The following is a 14,614-nucleotide window of genomic DNA, read 5'->3' as shown; positions in this document are numbered from 1 at the left end:
CTCATGTCTGACAAGCGTCCGGAACCGCCGGTCGATCTGGGCATCTATAGCCGGGTGAACCTGCGCGATGGCGTGGACCCCGCCGACAAGATCGCAATCGCCGTCAGCGGTCTGTGGGTGGTCTTCTGCCTGCTGTTCCTTGCGTTTGCCGGCCTTGGCGGGGGCGACAGCCTGGGCCCGCTGCGCTTCCTGATCCTGATCCTCGCCGTGATCCTGCCGGTCGCGCTGATCTGGATCGCCGCGATCGCGCTGAAAAGCGCGCGCATCGTTCAGGAGGAAAGCGAAAGGCTGCAGGCTTCGATGGACGCAATGCGCCAGATTTACATCGCGCAGGCGCAGATGGCCGCAACGACGATGGGGCCGAATGTCGAGCGCAAGATCGATGAAATCGTGAAAGGTCAGAAGCGGGCAGAAGACGCGCTGGCAAGTTTTGCCTCGTCCCGCAGCCAGCCCGAACCGTCAACGGCACGCCCCCTGTCCGAACAGCGGGAAAAGGCCGCCGAACCCGCGGGTGAATTGCAGCCGACGCTGGCGCTGACCACCCCGCCCGAGGCTGCCGGCGCGCCGATCACGGTGGAAGACCTGATTTCTGCGATGAACTTCCCGGAGACCACCGATGACATCGCCGGGTTCGCCGCCCTGCGCCGGGCGCTGCGCGATCCGCGGGTGTCACGCCTTATCCAGGCCAGCCAGGATGTGCTGACGCTGCTGAGCCAGGACGGGATATACATGGACGACCTGTCTCCCGACCGGGCGCGGCCAGAGGTCTGGCGGCGCTTTGCCGGAGGTGAACGGGGGCGCACCATCGCCGGGCTTGGTGGCATTCGCGACCGCTCCTCGCTGGCGCTGACATCGGCACGCATGCGGCAGGATTCGATCTTCCGAGACACCTCGCATCACTTCCTCCGCACTTTCGACAAGACCTTTTCTTCCGTCGCGGAGAACCTGTCGGACAGCGAAATCGCCGCGATGGCAGAGACGCGCACGGCACGCGCCTTCATGCTGCTGGGGCGCGTGGCCGGGATGTTCGACTAGGGCGGACCGAACTTGCCTAGATCAGCGCAGCGTCCTCGTAGGCCTGTTCCATCAGGCAGTCGCAGGCCGAGTAGCAGCCGCAGGGACTAGCTTGAGCCTCGATCGGGACGACTGGCAGATAGACCTCGTGCTGTATCAACTCGCCATAGGCGTAGTCGCCGTGATCGTGGCCCTCGTGATCGACGTCCGACACCTCTTCAGGGACCTCATCGTCGTTCCCCTGCCCCGGCAGGCGACCCGCGACAACGGCAACCGCCGCCGCGCCGCCACCCAGAAACATTCCCAGCAGTGCTGCGATCAGACCGAGCAGGAGTCCCGCCGCTCCGCCACCTCCGCCGCCCTCGCTGGCAATTCCAGAGCCGCCTCCGTCGCCGGAGGGCGTGTCAGGCACCACCTCGTCTCCGGGATCTTCCCCGTAGAGAAACTGTGCGCCCTGGATGTCTCCGTTTCCGAGGTCGCTCACGAAGATCGTCTGGTTCATGATCTGGTCGGTGTCCGTCGGCATCGGGTGCGCGAGACCCATCAGGTGACCGATTTCATGCAGGGCGACGGCATAGAAGTTGCTTTCGCCCGCCCCCCCGACACCGGGCGACCACAGCCGATCCGAGACGTCGAACGCAAGCGTTGTATTCGAAACGCTGTCGAAATCGCCGGGGCGATCAATCACCGAATAGCTTGCTATCCCGGCGATCCCGCCCGAGTAGTCGGCCACGTCGATCGTGATATTGCCGCCCGAAGCGACCCGTTGGAAATCGATGGACGCCACGCTTTCCCAACGGTCGAAGGCGTCCTGTAGGGCAGCCTCGAAATCCTCGTCATCATAGGAAGACGCGTGGTCCAGGCTGGTAAAGAAATCGCCCGACCACGTCACCACGCCGCCGGTCGTTCCCGCGCCGGATGCCCCCCACTTGAACCCGATAAGATCGTAACTCATCCGTGCTCTGCCTCTTCTGGCGGCATTCTGTCTGATGCCTTTCGGCGCACGTTAGAGTCGCTGCCCTTGCGAGGCAACGGCGGGGTTTTTCAAATCCCTGAATGTGTTGAATTGCTGCAATGACGGCTTAGCCGTGGTCCTTCATCAGGCGTTGCTTCTGGCGGTTCCAGTCACGCTGGGCTTCTGTTTCGCGCTTGTCATGGACCTTCTTGCCCTTGGCGATACCGATCTTCACCTTGGCCATGCCCCGATGATTGAAATAGAGCACCAGCGGCACAAGCGTCATGCCCTTGCGGCGGGTGGCGTTCCAGAGATCCGACAGCTGCTTTTTCGAGACCAGAAGCTTGCGCTTGCGCCGGTCTTCATGCCCGAACATCGCCTGTTCGTAGGGCGCGATATAGCTGTTCACCAGCCACAGTTCGCCGTCCTCGACCGCGGCATAACTTTCCGAGATGTTGGACTGGCCTGTGCGCAGAGACTTGACCTCTGATCCCATCAGCTGAATGCCGCACTCGATGTCGTCCTCGATGGCATAGTCGTACCGCGCGCGCCGGTTCTCGGCGACGACCTTGTAGTTCGGGTTGTCCTTCGCTTTTGCCATGGTCCCGCCGAGATAGGCTGCGACACCACGGCTGTCCAGTGCAGTTGACGCCCGCCATGCAAGCGTGAAGATGTGCTCATGCTGACCCAGCTTTTCATAGGAAGCCTTTTGACGCTTGCCACGATCTTCGTGGCGGCCATCTCGTGGTGGGGGCTGGAACGGTTGCTGATGCGGCTTCATGGCTGGGCGATCCGGCCGCCCCACGGGCTGAAGCTGATGGTCATCCTATCGCTGTCCCTTATCTGGACGCTGGGCATGATGACCATCGCCGTCTGGGTCTGGGCGATCGCCCTTCGGGCGCTGGAAATCTTCATCACCTTCGAGGCGTCGGTCTATTTCTCGCTGGTCGCGTTCACGACCCTTGGCTTCGGAGACCTGCTGCTGCCGCAGGAATGGCGGCTGCTTGGAGGAATGGCAGCGGCCAACGGACTGTTGATGTTCGGCTTGCTGACCGCGATCCTTGTCGAGACCCTGCGCGACACCCGGCGGCGCCAGCGCGATGGGCTTTCCTAGCGCGCCCGTCCGCGCGACAGGATGTAGAGACCTGACAGCACCACGATCGCACTGCCCGCGTATGTCGCTGCATCCGGTCTTTCGCCGAAGATCAGGACGCCGAAACCGATCCCGAAGATCAGACGCGAATAGCGGAACGGCGTGACCGCCGAGATCTCACCGGTTCGCATCGCCCGTGTCAGGGAAGAGTATCCCGCCACGCCGAAGGCGACCGCCATGAGAACCGTGCCCCAGACCGGGCCCGTGGGCTGGACCCACGCCTTGCCGTCCCAGAGCGAGAACGCAAGGCCGGCAAGGACAATGGCCGAGAAACCGAAGACCCCCAGCGCGGCCGTGCCGAGTGCCGGAGGAGCCGCGCGCGTGGCAAGGTCGCGCCCGGCAAAGCCCAGCATGCCCAGCACCGCGAGAATTGACAGTGCGTCGAAGCTTTCCGCGCCCGGCCTCAGGATCACCATGACGCCTGTCAGGCCGGCAAGGATAGCCGTCCAGCGCCGCCATCCCACCGTTTCGCCGAAGAAAATCGCCGCGCCCGCGACCACGACGATCGGGGTTGCCTGAAGGATGGCGGTTGTGGCCGAAAGCGGCGTCAGGGCGATGGCCAGCGTATAGAACAGCCGCCCGACCACTTCGAACCCGCTGCGGATCATCATGGTGCGTCCGAAGGCCTGCGGCGCAAGGATGATCTCGCGCCGGGTACGGGCAGTGATCCAGAACACGATGGCGCCGCCCAGACCGAACATCACCATGACCTGCCCCACCGGCAGGCTTTGCGACGCGGATTTCAGGAACATGTCCTCGACCGCGAAGCCAGCCATGGCTGCGACCATCCAAAAGCTGCCCAGCAGATTGGCCCGGGCCTGAGCCGGGGAAAGCGCCGTATTCGTCATGTGCGAACCGATCCGGAGGACCGTTGGACAGCGATCAATCGCGGCCTAGTTGATCAGACCGGCATGGATCATGGCGTCCTTGATGGCCGCCTTGGTTCCATCCGTCAGGCCGACCAGCGGGAGGCGCACCTCGTCGCTGCAGCGGCCAAGCAGGGACAACCCGTATTTGGCGCCGGCCAGACCGGGTTCGAGGAAGATGGCGATATGCAGAGGCATCAGGCGATCGGTAATCTCCAGCGCGGTGGCATAGTCGCCCCGCAGCGTGGCCGCCTGCATTTCGGCGCAAAGCTGAGGCGCGACATTCGCCGTCACGCTGATGCAGCCCTGCCCGCCCTGCGCATTGAAGCTGATCGCCGTCGCGTCCTCGCCCGACAGCTGAACGAAGTCCTTGCCGCAGGCGATTCGTTGCTTGGCGACGCGGGAGATATCCCCGGTCGCATCCTTGACCCCGATGATCCGGGGAAGCGCGGCCAGACGGCCCATCGTCTCGGGCGTCATGTCGACGACCGAACGGCCAGGAATATTGTAGATGATGATCGGGATATCGGCCGCGTCATGCATCGCCTTGAAGTGCTGGTACATGCCCTCCTGGGTGGGCTTGTTGTAATAGGGCGTAACCACGAGCGCGGCGTCGGCCCCTACCTTGGCGGCATGCTGAACGAAGCGGATGCCCTCGGCGGTGTTGTTCGATCCCGCTCCGGCAATGACCGGAACGCGGCCGCCGGCGGCCTTGACCACCTCTTCGATCACAGTTTCATGTTCTTCATGAGTCAGCGTCGGGCTTTCACCCGTCGTGCCCACCGGCACCAGAGCGGACGACCCGGATTCGATCTGCCATTCGACGAGCGATTTGAGCGCGTCGAGATCCAGCTTTCCGTCCGAAAACGGAGTGACAAGTGCCGGCATCGAGCCCTGGAACATGACGCATCTCCCCTGTGTGCATTTCGCCGCCCATTGCGGCGCGCGGACCCTATATTGCAAGACGGGAATTGCCAAGATGCCGCTGAAATGCAATGGTTCGGAGGCTGAGGGGCGGATGACGGACGGACCTGCTGCCATGATCAAGGCCCTGATCGCCGCTAGCCTGATTATCTGGACACCCCTGACTGCGCCTGCGCAAAGCGGCGGAGAAATAGCCGCGTACCAGCGTGCCGTGACCGCCATGCGCGGCGGCGACTGGCAAGCCGCGCTTCTGGCCGCGGAAAGCGCCGGCCCCGTCGCGCACGACATCATCGAGTGGCACCGGCTTCGGAATGGCGGCGGGGATTTTGACGCCGTCCTGCGGTTCCTCGACCGTCACGGCGACTGGCCCGGTCTGAGTCTCTTGCGCCGAAGGGGCGAAGCGCACCTGCCCTATGGCGGTCGGGCCGACGCCGTGATCGCCTATTTTCAGGACACCCCGCCGCAGACCGGTGGCGGCGCCCTCAGCCTGATCGCCGCCCATATCCTGAATGGCGAAACCGGGAAGGCAGAGGCGGAAGCGGTGCAGACCTGGCGGACCAAGACCCTGTCCAAGGCCGACGAGGACGTCCTTCTGACCAATTTCGGCGATGCGCTGAAACCCCATCACGAAGACCGGCTGGACATGCTCTTGTGGCGCGGTGTCGATAGCGATGCCGAGCGGATGCTGCCGCGCGTCAGCAAGGGCTGGCAGGCGCTGGCGCGGGCTCGCATGGCGCTTCGCGATGACAAGAAGGGCGTGGACACCCTGATCGAGGCCGTTCCCGCAGCACTGGCCGAACATCCGGGACTGGCGTTCGAGCGCATGCAGTGGCGCGCCCGAAAAGGCCGCAACGATGACGCGATCGCGCTGATGCTGGCGACACCGGCGGACAGCCTGGGCGAACCGGAACGCTGGGCTGGCTGGCGGCGGGGCCTGGCCCGCGCCGAGATGCGGGCGGGACGCACCGACATCGCCTATCGCCTTGCCGCGAATCACGGGCTGTCGGAAGGGTCGCATTTCGCCGATCTCGAATGGCTGGCCGGCTACCTTGCGCTGACCTACAAAAAGGACGGTGATCTTGCATTGCGTCATTTCCTTCGGTTCCGCGGTTCCGTCGAAACCCCCATCTCTCTTGGCCGAGCGGGCTATTGGGAAGGGCGCGCCCACGATTTACGCGGCGACGTCGAGAGCGCCCGGCTGGCCTATGCGTTCGGCGCGGAATACCAGACGAGCTTCTACGGGCTTCTGGCCGCCGAACAGGCCGGTCTTCCGATGGATCCGGAGCTGGCCGGCACCGAAAGCTTCCCTGCCTGGCGCGAGACACGCTTCGCGCAGAGCACGGTATTCGCCGCGGCACGGCTTTTCATCGCGACGGGCGAGCGCAATCTTGCTGAACAGTTCCTGCGTCACCTGACCGAAAGCCTGACCCGCGAGGAGATCGGAAGTCTGGGTGACTTCCTGGCTTCGGTGGAGGAACCGCACCTGTCCGTCATGGTCGGGAAGGAAGCCGCTCAGCGCGGCATCGTGGTAAGCTCGGCCTATTACCCGGTGGTCGATCTCGGCGTCCCCAATCTGCCTGTCCCGCGCGAATTGGCGCTGGCCATCGCGCGGCGCGAAAGCGAATTCGACCCGGTGGTGATGAGCGGCGTGGGCGCCCGGGGCCTGATGCAGCTGATGCCCGGAACCGCCCAGGAGGTGGCCCGGTCCCTGGACCTGCCCTACAGCCGCGACCGCCTGATCAGCGACCCGGTCTATAATGCAAGGCTTGGCACGGCCTATCTGGACGAGTTGATGGCAACTTTCGACGGCAATCCGGTGATGGTTTCGGCGGGCTACAACGCGGGCCCGGGACGCCCGATGCGCTGGATGGATGAACGCGGCGATCCCCGTCAGGGCGACATCGATATCATCGACTGGATCGAGCACATGCCCTTCGACGAGACGCGGAACTACGTCATGCGTGTGACCGAAAGCCTGCCGGTCTATCGCGCCCGGATATCTGGCAAGGTGGAACCGTTGAACATGATGGCCGAGCTGACCGGCATGTCCGGCCACCGGCGGCAGGCGCTGAAGAGCGATGTCGCACGTCCAAGGGCCCGTCCCGCGCCCCTGACCGACTGATCGCGGAATATCGCCGGTTTCAACCGATCAGCGCAACGCGCGTCCCTTGACGATCGCATCCGGCCCGAACCTTTTGCGGATGGCATCGGTCGCACGCTCCGCGCCGGCCCGCGCCTTGGCCTGCGGATCGAGCAGGTCGCCGGAGGTATCCGCGCCGCCTGCATCGGACAAATGCGAGATGCCGACGCCGATAAGGCGATAGGGCCCTTCGTCTCCCACCTGATCGAACAGCGCCCGCGCTGTGCGGTAGATGCGATCGGCGATCTGTGTTGGGTCGGTCAGCGAGGTACGCCGGGTCAGCGACGAGTGATTGGCGCGCTTCAGTTTCAGCGTCACCACCCGCCCCGCCTTGTCCTTCGCCTTGGCCCGGTCGGCCACGTTCTCGGCCAGTCGCCAGATATGCCCGTCGAGGATTTCAGGATCGGACGTGTCTTCGCCGAAGGTGGTTTCGTTCGAGATCGACTTGACCGGGGCATTGGCCGAGACGCGCCGCCGGTCCTCGCCACGGGCAAGGTGCCAGAGCCGCTCGCCCATTCCGCCGAACCGCGCGATCAGCTCGTCCTTGTCCCAACGCAGCAGGTCCGAAAAGGTGCGAATGCCGGCCTTGTCCAGCGCCGCCTGAGTCTGGCCGCCGACTCCCCAGATCATCCTCACTGGCTTGTCCTTCAGGAAAGCCATCGTCTCGGCGCGTCCGATGACGGAGAAGCCGCGCGGCTTGTCCAGATCGGACGCGACCTTGGCCAGAAACTTGTTGTGGCTGAGGCCGATCGAACCGGTCAGGCCAAGTTCGTCTTCCATCCGCTTGACCAGCCGGGCCAGCATGACGGCGGGCGGCGCATGGTGCAGGCGCGCTGTACCCGTCAGGTCCATGAACGCCTCGTCCAGAGACAGCGGCTCCACGATGGGCGTCAGGTCATTCATCATGGCACGGATCTGTTTCGAGACCTGGACATAAGCGCTCATCCGGCCTTTCACGACCACCGCATCGGGGCAGAGTTTGAGCGCCTGGAACATCGGCATGGCCGAACGCACGCCCCGAATCCGCGCGATATAGCAGGCGGTCGAGACCACGCCGCGCCGCCCGCCGCCGATGATCACCGGCTTGTCGCGCAGAGACGGATCATCGCGCTTTTCCACGCTGGCGTAGAAAGCGTCGCAATCCATATGTGCAATGGACAGTTCGAACAGCTCGGGATGCGCGATCACGCGCGGACGCCCGCAGGCCGGACAACGCTTGCCGGTCTCGAAGGTCGTCAGGCAGTCTCGGCACAGGGCGGGCATGGTGCGAATATACGCCTTGCCGGGTTTGACTGCGATGCCTCATTCGCTGCAGATGGCTGCCATGACCGATTTTCACGGCGCCAAGCTTGCCATCCTGTCCGACGAGCGGATCGTCACCATCCTGCGGGACACATCCCCGCATATCGCATGGCCGGGCCGCTGGGATCTGCCGGGCGGCGGGCGCGAGGGCCGCGAAACCCCCGAGGACTGCGTCCTGCGCGAACTGGATGAGGAACTGGGGCTGAAGCTTTCGGTCACTGACCTGCACTGGCGCATGGAAAGCTTTACGCCGCAGGGCCAGCGGATCTGGTTCTTCGTGTCGGAAATGCCGGATTTCGACCCCGAGGCAGTACGTTTCGGCGACGAGGGACAAGAATGGCGGCTGGCCCGTCTGTCATGGTTCCTCAGCGAACCGCTTGTCATCCCCAGGCACCAGGAAAGAGTCTCCATCTATCTGGAAAAAATAAGAAAAACCCTATCTTGACCCACATATGACGGCGTGTCGAACAGGTGACACCGGACCCGGCACACATCGGGGGATGCATGTGAATCGTTGAAAATGCGCTCCGCGCTCCCGATGTGTTCTGCGGGGAGCGCATTAAAGGGACAGGTATGGACGAGATTGTCGACCTGATTGGCGGAGGCGGTATTGCGACGCTTCTGCTGGCCGCATTCATCATTCTCTGCGTCTACAAGGGCGTAAAGATAGTCTCACAGTCGGAAAAGCACGTGGTCGAGCGGTTCGGCCGCCTGCGCACCGTATTGGGACCCGGCATAAACTTCATCGTTCCGTTTCTCGATCGCGTGGCGCACAAGATCTCGATTCTGGAACGCCAGCTTCCGACCGCCAGCCAGGACGCGATTACCGCTGACAACGTGCTGGTGCAGGTCGACACAAGCGTATTCTACCGCATCCTCGAGCCTGAAAAGACGGTGTACCGTATCCGTGACGTCGACGCTGCAATTGCCACGACCGTGGCGGGTATCGTCCGTGCCGAGATCGGCAAGATGGAGCTGGACGAGGTGCAGGCAAACCGTGCGGCCCTGATCGCGACGATCAAGGCCAGCGTGGAGGATGCCGTCGATGACTGGGGGATCGAGGTGACCCGCGCCGAGATTCTGGACGTGAACCTGGATCAGGCGACGCGCGACGCGATGCTCCAGCAGCTGAACGCAGAGCGCGAGCGGCGCGCACAGGTCACCAAGGCCGAAGGCCAGAAGCGCGCGGTCGAACTGAACGCCGACGCCGAGCTTTACGCTGCCGAACAGGCCGCAAAGGCCCGCCGCGTACAGGCCGATGCCGAAGCCTACGCGACCAGCGTAGTTGCTCAGGCGATCGCCGAGAACGGGCTCGAGGCGGCACAGTACCAGGTTGCGCTGAAACAGGTCGAAGCTCTTAACGCCCTTGGCAAGAGCCCATCGAGCAGCACAATAGTGGTGCCCGCGAACGCCCTGGAAGCCTTCGGCGATGCCTTCAAGATGCTGCGGGGACGCGGCTGATGTGGGCGGTCTGGTGGGTCTGGATGGTAGGCGCGCTTGCGCTTGCGTTCCTTGAGGTTCTCGCGCCCGCACAGGTGTTCCTTGGCTTCGCCGCCGGCGCAGCTGTCACGGGAGTGGCCCTGCTGATCGGCGTGCCCGGCCTGTCCGGATCGCTACCGGCTACGCTCTTGCTCTTCGCAATCCTGTCGCTGATTGCATGGATCGTGATCCGCCGGGCGGTCGGCATTCGGAAAGGCCAGGTGAAGGTCTGGGACCGCGACATCAACGAGGACTGATGCCCTGACGCCGCGTGTCGCCAGAATCCTCGCCTGGGGTGTCGGTCTGCTTGTCGCCGTCACACTGGCCATCGTCCTCTTGGTTCCCGACTTCGAGGTGGTGATCCCCGAATCTGACGCACGCGACCATCTGGAGGATGCGCTTCCGGTCAGATCCGGATCGGATGAGATCGAGCTGACGTTGACGGATGCCAGGATCGACTTCCGCGGTACCGGCGACAAAGGCCAGGTGGCGCTATACGGTGAAGTCAAGCTCTCAGGATTCAGCCTTGCCGCCACCACCGAAGTCGATACGGTCACTGCCATCCGCTACGAGGACGGCGCGTTCTACCTCACCGATCTTCGGCTGGATGATCTGACACTGACCCCCACACTCGCTACCCGCGCGAAAATCGCCGCGCTGAAGAAGGCGTGGCAGCCCTTCATAGATCGCTTCAAGGCGGAATTGGAGACCTCCAACAGCGAGATGAGCTTCGAAGAGATGAAGGCCGAGTTCCAGCGAAGCCTGATCCCGCTGGTCCGCCAGGCGATGGACGAGGCCCTGGCGACGACACCTGTCTATCGGCTGCAAGGCGACGCCGCGCAGGGCGCCGCAAGGCTGATCCTCAAGGACATCTCTTTCACAAACAGCGAGGCCGTCGCGGTCCTGTCCCCAGCACAGGCCATGATCAAGATCGCCTCCGCGATCCTGGGCGGCCTTGTCCTGCTTCTTCTGGGCTGGGAGTGGCTGCGCGCCCAGCGCGAGGCCGGGCGCGAACCGGACGAAACCTGATCCTATTGAAGGTCCGCGAACGCCGCCTCGATCCGGTCCAGCGCCTCTGTCAGCATCGGCCGCGACAGCGCGAGGTTGAAGCGCATATGCCCTGACCCGCCGGTCCGGAACTGGGTGCCGGGGCTGGGCGCCACATGCGCCTGCTTCAACAGCCGGTCCATCAGCTCCTTGTCATCCATGCCGGTTCCCGTGAAATCGGCCCAGGCAAGATAGGTCGCCTGCATCGGCATTACGGAAACTCCCGGCAGCGCGTTCATACGTTGCGCGAACAGCTCGAAATTCCCGGCGATGTATGCCTGCACCGCGTCCAGCCAGTCGCCGCTTTCCTCAAAAGCCGCGCGAATGGCCACCATGCCCATCCGGTTGGGCGAGGATTCGCGGTCAAGGATCGTCGGCGCCAGTCTTGCCCGCATCTCCGCGCCGGGCGCTATCAACAACCCGGTCTCCAGCCCGGCGATGTTGAACGCTTTCGACGCGGCGGTCAGAACCGCGATGCGGTCCGCGTGCTCGGGCGCGGCCACGACTGTCGGAACCTGCTCGACGCCGGGAAAGGTCAGGTCCAGGTGAATCTCGTCCGAGATCAGGATCAGGTCATGCTCCGCACAGAAATCGGCCAGGGCCCTGATCTCCTCGACCGACCAGATGCGGCCTCCCGGATTGTGTGGCGAACAGAAGGTGACAATTTTCTCGCGCCCTGTCAGAGACGCGGCAAGTGCGTCGAGATCCATATGATACTGCCCGTCGCGCAGCACCATCGGGCTTTCCACCGCGACGCGGCCCATCGCCTCGATCTGGCGGAAGAACGCGTGATAGACCGGCGAGAACAGGATCACGCCATCGCCGGGCTCCGAATAGGTTGCGATCACATCGGCATAGCCCGAGATCACGCCATGGGTATAACGCACCCAGCCCGGCTCCATGTCCCAGCCATGACGGTCGCGGTACCAGTTCGCCACGGCCGCATTCACTTTCTGCGGCTGGTTGAAATACCCCATGTAGCCATAGTCGACCTCGTCCTTCATGGCCTTCAGGATCGCCGGGGCCGCTGCGAAATCCATGTCCGCCACCCACATTGCGATCATGTCGGGCGCGTCATAGCCGAAGGTGTTCTGGATGGCGTCGTATTTGCTGGTGTGCCGGCCACGCAGAGTGCGCGGATTATCGAAGTCGAAACTCATGAAACAGCCTGTTTGTGGATCGCCCGCACACTATCTCGTACGCCGTCCACCGCAAGTCCCCTGCTTGCGAGGCCAATCGCCATATCATAGATGGAACATATGACGACCAGACCAATCCTGATCCACCCCGACCCGCGGCTGAAAACCGTCGCCGATACCGTGCGCGAGATCGACGATTCCGTCCGCCGTCTGGCCGACGACATGCTGCAGACAATGTACGAGGCGCCCGGCATCGGTCTGGCCGCGCCGCAGGTGGGCGTGCTGCAGCGCATGCTGGTCATGGACTGCGTCAAGGAAGACAGCGCGCCGCCCCGGCCAATGGTGCTGATCAACCCCGAGATCATATGGTCCTCGGAGGAAACCAACATCTATGAGGAAGGCTGTCTGTCCATCCCGGAGCAGTATGCGGATGTCGAACGCCCCGCCGAGGTGAAAGTGCGCTGGATATCGCTGGACGGGACCGAAGAAGAGGAGCATTTCGGCGGCCTCTGGGCCACCTGCGTGCAACACGAGATCGACCACCTGAACGGAAGACTGTTCATCGACTACCTGAAACCGCTCCGCCGCCAGATGATCACCCGCAAGATGCAGAAGCTGAAGCGGGAACGGACGCGCGCGTGATCCGGTCGATCGTCCTCTGGCCTGACCCGGTGCTGGCAACCCTCTGTGCGCCGGTCGAACGGATCGACGACGAGGTTCGCCAACTGGCCGCCGACATGCTTGAGACGATGTACGCCGCACCCGGGCGCGGTCTGGCAGCGCCGCAGGTCGGTGTGGCACTGCGCCTTTTCGTCATGGATGCGGGCTGGAAGAACGGCGAGAGCTCGCCCAGGATCCTCATAAACCCCGAAATAGTGACTGAATCGCAGGTCCGCGTCTCAGGACCCGAAGGCTGCCTGTCCATCCCCGGCGTCACGGCCGAGGTCGAGCGGGCCGAAAGCCTCACGATGCGCTGGACATCTCTGGATGGCGCAATGCACGAGGAAGATCTGAGCGGCTTCGAGGCGGTCTGCGCCCAGCACGAGTTCGACCACCTGAACGGCATCGTCACTTTCGACCGCATCGCCCTCGAAACGCGGGAAGAGCTGGAGAAGGTCTACGCCGCATGAGCCTGCGATCCTTCCTGCCATGGCCGGACAAGCGGTTGCGCACCCCCGCCGACGCGGTGGGCCAGATCACCGACGTGCATCGCGCCATCTGGGACGACATGGTGGAGACGATGGACGCCATGCCCGGCTACGGCCTTGCGGCACCGCAGATCGGCGTGATGCTGCGCCTTGCCGTCGTCGACTGCTCCGAGGAGCGCGGACGCGCGATCCGCATGGCCGACCCCGAGATCCTCGCCGCCTCGGAAGAGACCTTCGAATGGGACGAGGCCTCGCCCAACCTGCCCGGCCTCTCCGCCAGGGTGATCCGCCCCGCCCGCGTGACCGTGGCCTTCACCGACCCGCAGGGCAACCGCATCCGACAGGATTTCGAGGATCTCTGGGCCACCAGCGTCCAGCATCAGATCGATCACCTGAACGGCAGGATGTATTTCGACAGGCTCAGCCGAACCCGGCGCGAGATGCTGCTGAAAAAGTGGAAGAAGCTGGCGCGATGAGATTGGTCTTCATGGGCACGCCCGAGTTTTCGGTCGCGGCACTGGACGCGCTGGTCAGGGCCGGGCACGAGATCGCGGCTGTCTATACTCAACCGCCCCGCCCCGCCGGGCGTGGCAAGAAAGACCGCCCCTCGCCGGTGCACGACCGGGCCAGCGCGCTGGGTCTCGACGTGCGTCACCCAAAATCGCTGCGGAGCGAAGAGGCCCAGGCGGAGTTCGCAGCGCTCGAAGCCGACCTTGCTGTGGTCGTCGCCTATGGCCTGATCCTGCCCCAGCCCGTGCTTGATGCGCCAACGCATGGCTGCCTCAACATCCACGCCTCGCTCCTGCCGCGCTGGCGCGGGGCGGCACCCATTCACCGCGCGATCATGGCGGGCGACAGCGAAACCGGTGTCTGCATCATGCAGATGGAGGCCGGTCTCGACACCGGGCCGGTTCTCCTCCGCGAAGCAACGCCGATCGACCCTGAAGAGACGACCGGCGACCTTCACGACCGCCTGTCGGCCATGGGCGCGCGCCTGATCGTCGAAGCCCTCGCCCGCCTGCCGGAACTGCAACCGCAATCCCAATCCGAGGAAGGCGTGACCTACGCCCAGAAGATCGACAAGGCCGAGGCCCGCATCGACTGGACCCGCCCCGCGGCCGAGGTCGACCGGCTGATCCGGGGCCTCTCGCCTTTCCCCGGCGCCTGGTGCGAAATCGGCGGCGAGCGCATCAAGCTGCTGCGGTCGCGCCTGGCAGAGGGAAACGCCGCCCCGGGCACCCATCTCGGAGATTTCCACATCGCCTGCGGCACTGGCGCCGTCCAGATCGTAGAGGCCCAGCGCCAGGGCAAGCGCGCCATGCCGGCCGACGAGATCCTCCGCGGCCTGACGCTGCCCGACAGGCTGTCCTAGGTCTTCTTCTTTTCTGAAATACTCCGGGGGGCCCGGGGGGGCAGAGCCCCCCGGTCGGTCGGCGCCGAAGGCGGC

Annotated in this window: 17 protein-coding genes; 11 read left to right on the top strand and 6 right to left on the bottom strand. The window is 64.2% G+C overall.

Annotated features, from left to right (window positions below; all coding sequences use genetic code 11):
- The first annotated feature begins 3 nt into the window (after window positions 1-3).
- Window positions 4-1,035: a hypothetical protein gene (locus ACKLNI_RS03620; protein ID WP_413717652.1), complete on the top strand. Its 1,032-nt coding sequence runs from the start codon at window positions 4-6 to the stop codon at window positions 1,033-1,035.
- Window positions 1,036-1,051: 16 nt separating this feature from the next.
- On the opposite strand, the gene ACKLNI_RS03615 is transcribed toward ACKLNI_RS03620, so the two are convergent.
- Together ACKLNI_RS03615 and smpB are read right to left on the bottom strand one after the other, a co-directional pair.
- Window positions 1,052-1,969, bottom strand: a complete 918-nt coding sequence (locus ACKLNI_RS03615) for a matrixin family metalloprotease (protein ID WP_413717651.1) — start codon at window positions 1,967-1,969, stop codon at window positions 1,052-1,054.
- Window positions 1,970-2,096: 127 nt separating this feature from the next.
- A complete protein-coding gene (smpB, locus tag ACKLNI_RS03610) occupies window positions 2,097-2,570 on the bottom strand; it encodes an SsrA-binding protein SmpB (RefSeq protein WP_413717650.1) in 474 nt (157 codons plus the stop codon).
- 78 nt (window positions 2,571-2,648) lie between these two features.
- Here smpB and ACKLNI_RS03605 point away from each other — a divergent pair, with 78 nt between their 5' ends.
- Window positions 2,649-3,083 carry an ion channel gene (locus ACKLNI_RS03605; RefSeq protein ID WP_413717649.1) on the top strand — a complete coding sequence of 145 codons (435 nt, stop codon included), beginning with the start codon at window positions 2,649-2,651 and terminating at the stop codon, window positions 3,081-3,083.
- On the opposite strand, the gene ACKLNI_RS03600 is transcribed toward ACKLNI_RS03605, so the two are convergent.
- Both ACKLNI_RS03600 and dapA read right to left on the bottom strand, forming a co-directional pair.
- Complete coding sequence (locus ACKLNI_RS03600) at window positions 3,080-3,970, bottom strand: DMT family transporter (protein WP_413717648.1); 891 nt, start codon at window positions 3,968-3,970, stop codon at window positions 3,080-3,082. The genes ACKLNI_RS03605 and ACKLNI_RS03600 overlap by 4 nt on opposite strands.
- Before the next feature lie 45 nt (window positions 3,971-4,015).
- Complete coding sequence (dapA, locus tag ACKLNI_RS03595; protein WP_413717647.1) at window positions 4,016-4,891, bottom strand: 4-hydroxy-tetrahydrodipicolinate synthase; 876 nt, start codon at window positions 4,889-4,891, stop codon at window positions 4,016-4,018.
- 115 nt (window positions 4,892-5,006) lie between these two features.
- Between dapA and ACKLNI_RS03590 the strand changes: the two genes are divergently transcribed.
- Entirely contained in the window at window positions 5,007-7,034 is a 2,028-nt protein-coding gene (locus tag ACKLNI_RS03590; RefSeq protein ID WP_413717646.1) for a lytic transglycosylase domain-containing protein, read from the top strand.
- Window positions 7,035-7,061: 27 nt separating this feature from the next.
- Here the strand turns inward: ACKLNI_RS03590 and ACKLNI_RS03585 are convergent, their stop codons facing one another.
- Window positions 7,062-8,315: a DNA polymerase IV gene (locus tag ACKLNI_RS03585; RefSeq protein WP_413717645.1), complete on the bottom strand. Its 1,254-nt coding sequence runs from the start codon at window positions 8,313-8,315 to the stop codon at window positions 7,062-7,064.
- Between the two features lie 61 nt (window positions 8,316-8,376).
- Here ACKLNI_RS03585 and ACKLNI_RS03580 point away from each other — a divergent pair, with 61 nt between their 5' ends.
- The 4 genes from ACKLNI_RS03580 (at window position 8,377) to ACKLNI_RS03565 (ending at window position 10,862) form a co-directional block, all read left to right on the top strand.
- Window positions 8,377-8,799, top strand: a complete 423-nt coding sequence (locus tag ACKLNI_RS03580) for an NUDIX domain-containing protein (protein ID WP_413717644.1) — start codon at window positions 8,377-8,379, stop codon at window positions 8,797-8,799.
- 128 nt (window positions 8,800-8,927) lie between these two features.
- Window positions 8,928-9,815 (top strand): SPFH domain-containing protein, encoded by an 888-nt coding sequence (locus tag ACKLNI_RS03575; RefSeq protein ID WP_413717643.1) that lies wholly within the window; start codon window positions 8,928-8,930, stop codon window positions 9,813-9,815.
- Window positions 9,815-10,090, top strand: coding sequence for an NfeD family protein (locus ACKLNI_RS03570; protein WP_413717642.1), 276 nt, complete (start codon window positions 9,815-9,817; stop codon window positions 10,088-10,090). The genes ACKLNI_RS03575 and ACKLNI_RS03570 overlap by 1 nt, the downstream gene beginning before the upstream one ends.
- A gap of 100 nt (window positions 10,091-10,190) precedes the next feature.
- A complete protein-coding gene (locus tag ACKLNI_RS03565) occupies window positions 10,191-10,862 on the top strand; it encodes a YceB family lipoprotein (protein WP_413717641.1) in 672 nt (223 codons plus the stop codon).
- A 2-nt stretch (window positions 10,863-10,864) separates the two neighbouring features.
- Here the strand turns inward: ACKLNI_RS03565 and ACKLNI_RS03560 are convergent, their stop codons facing one another.
- Window positions 10,865-12,040: a MalY/PatB family protein gene (locus tag ACKLNI_RS03560; protein ID WP_413717640.1), complete on the bottom strand. Its 1,176-nt coding sequence runs from the start codon at window positions 12,038-12,040 to the stop codon at window positions 10,865-10,867.
- A gap of 99 nt (window positions 12,041-12,139) precedes the next feature.
- On the opposite strand from ACKLNI_RS03560, the gene def (ACKLNI_RS03555) reads away from it, so the two are divergent.
- The 4 genes from def (ACKLNI_RS03555) to fmt are packed head-to-tail and all read left to right on the top strand — an operon-like array spanning window position 12,140 to window position 14,539.
- On the top strand, window positions 12,140-12,661 hold the full coding sequence (gene def, locus ACKLNI_RS03555; protein WP_413717638.1) for a peptide deformylase: 522 nt from the start codon (window positions 12,140-12,142) through the stop codon (window positions 12,659-12,661).
- A complete protein-coding gene (def, locus tag ACKLNI_RS03550; RefSeq protein WP_413717637.1) occupies window positions 12,658-13,149 on the top strand; it encodes a peptide deformylase in 492 nt (163 codons plus the stop codon). The genes def (ACKLNI_RS03555) and def (ACKLNI_RS03550) overlap by 4 nt, the downstream gene beginning before the upstream one ends.
- Complete coding sequence (gene def / locus ACKLNI_RS03545) at window positions 13,146-13,643, top strand: peptide deformylase (protein ID WP_413717636.1); 498 nt, start codon at window positions 13,146-13,148, stop codon at window positions 13,641-13,643. The genes def (ACKLNI_RS03550) and def (ACKLNI_RS03545) overlap by 4 nt, the downstream gene beginning before the upstream one ends.
- On the top strand, window positions 13,640-14,539 hold the full coding sequence (gene fmt, locus ACKLNI_RS03540) for a methionyl-tRNA formyltransferase (protein ID WP_413717635.1): 900 nt from the start codon (window positions 13,640-13,642) through the stop codon (window positions 14,537-14,539). Before def (ACKLNI_RS03545) ends, fmt begins: the two co-directional genes overlap by 4 nt.
- Window positions 14,540-14,614: the final 75 nt, after the last annotated feature.

The sequence above is a fragment of the Silicimonas lutimaris genome (genome assembly GCF_047314965.1).
In the GTDB taxonomy this organism is placed as follows: Bacteria; Pseudomonadota; Alphaproteobacteria; order Rhodobacterales; family Rhodobacteraceae; genus JAVJUV01.
This window is presented reverse-complemented; position numbering and strand designations above follow the sequence as displayed.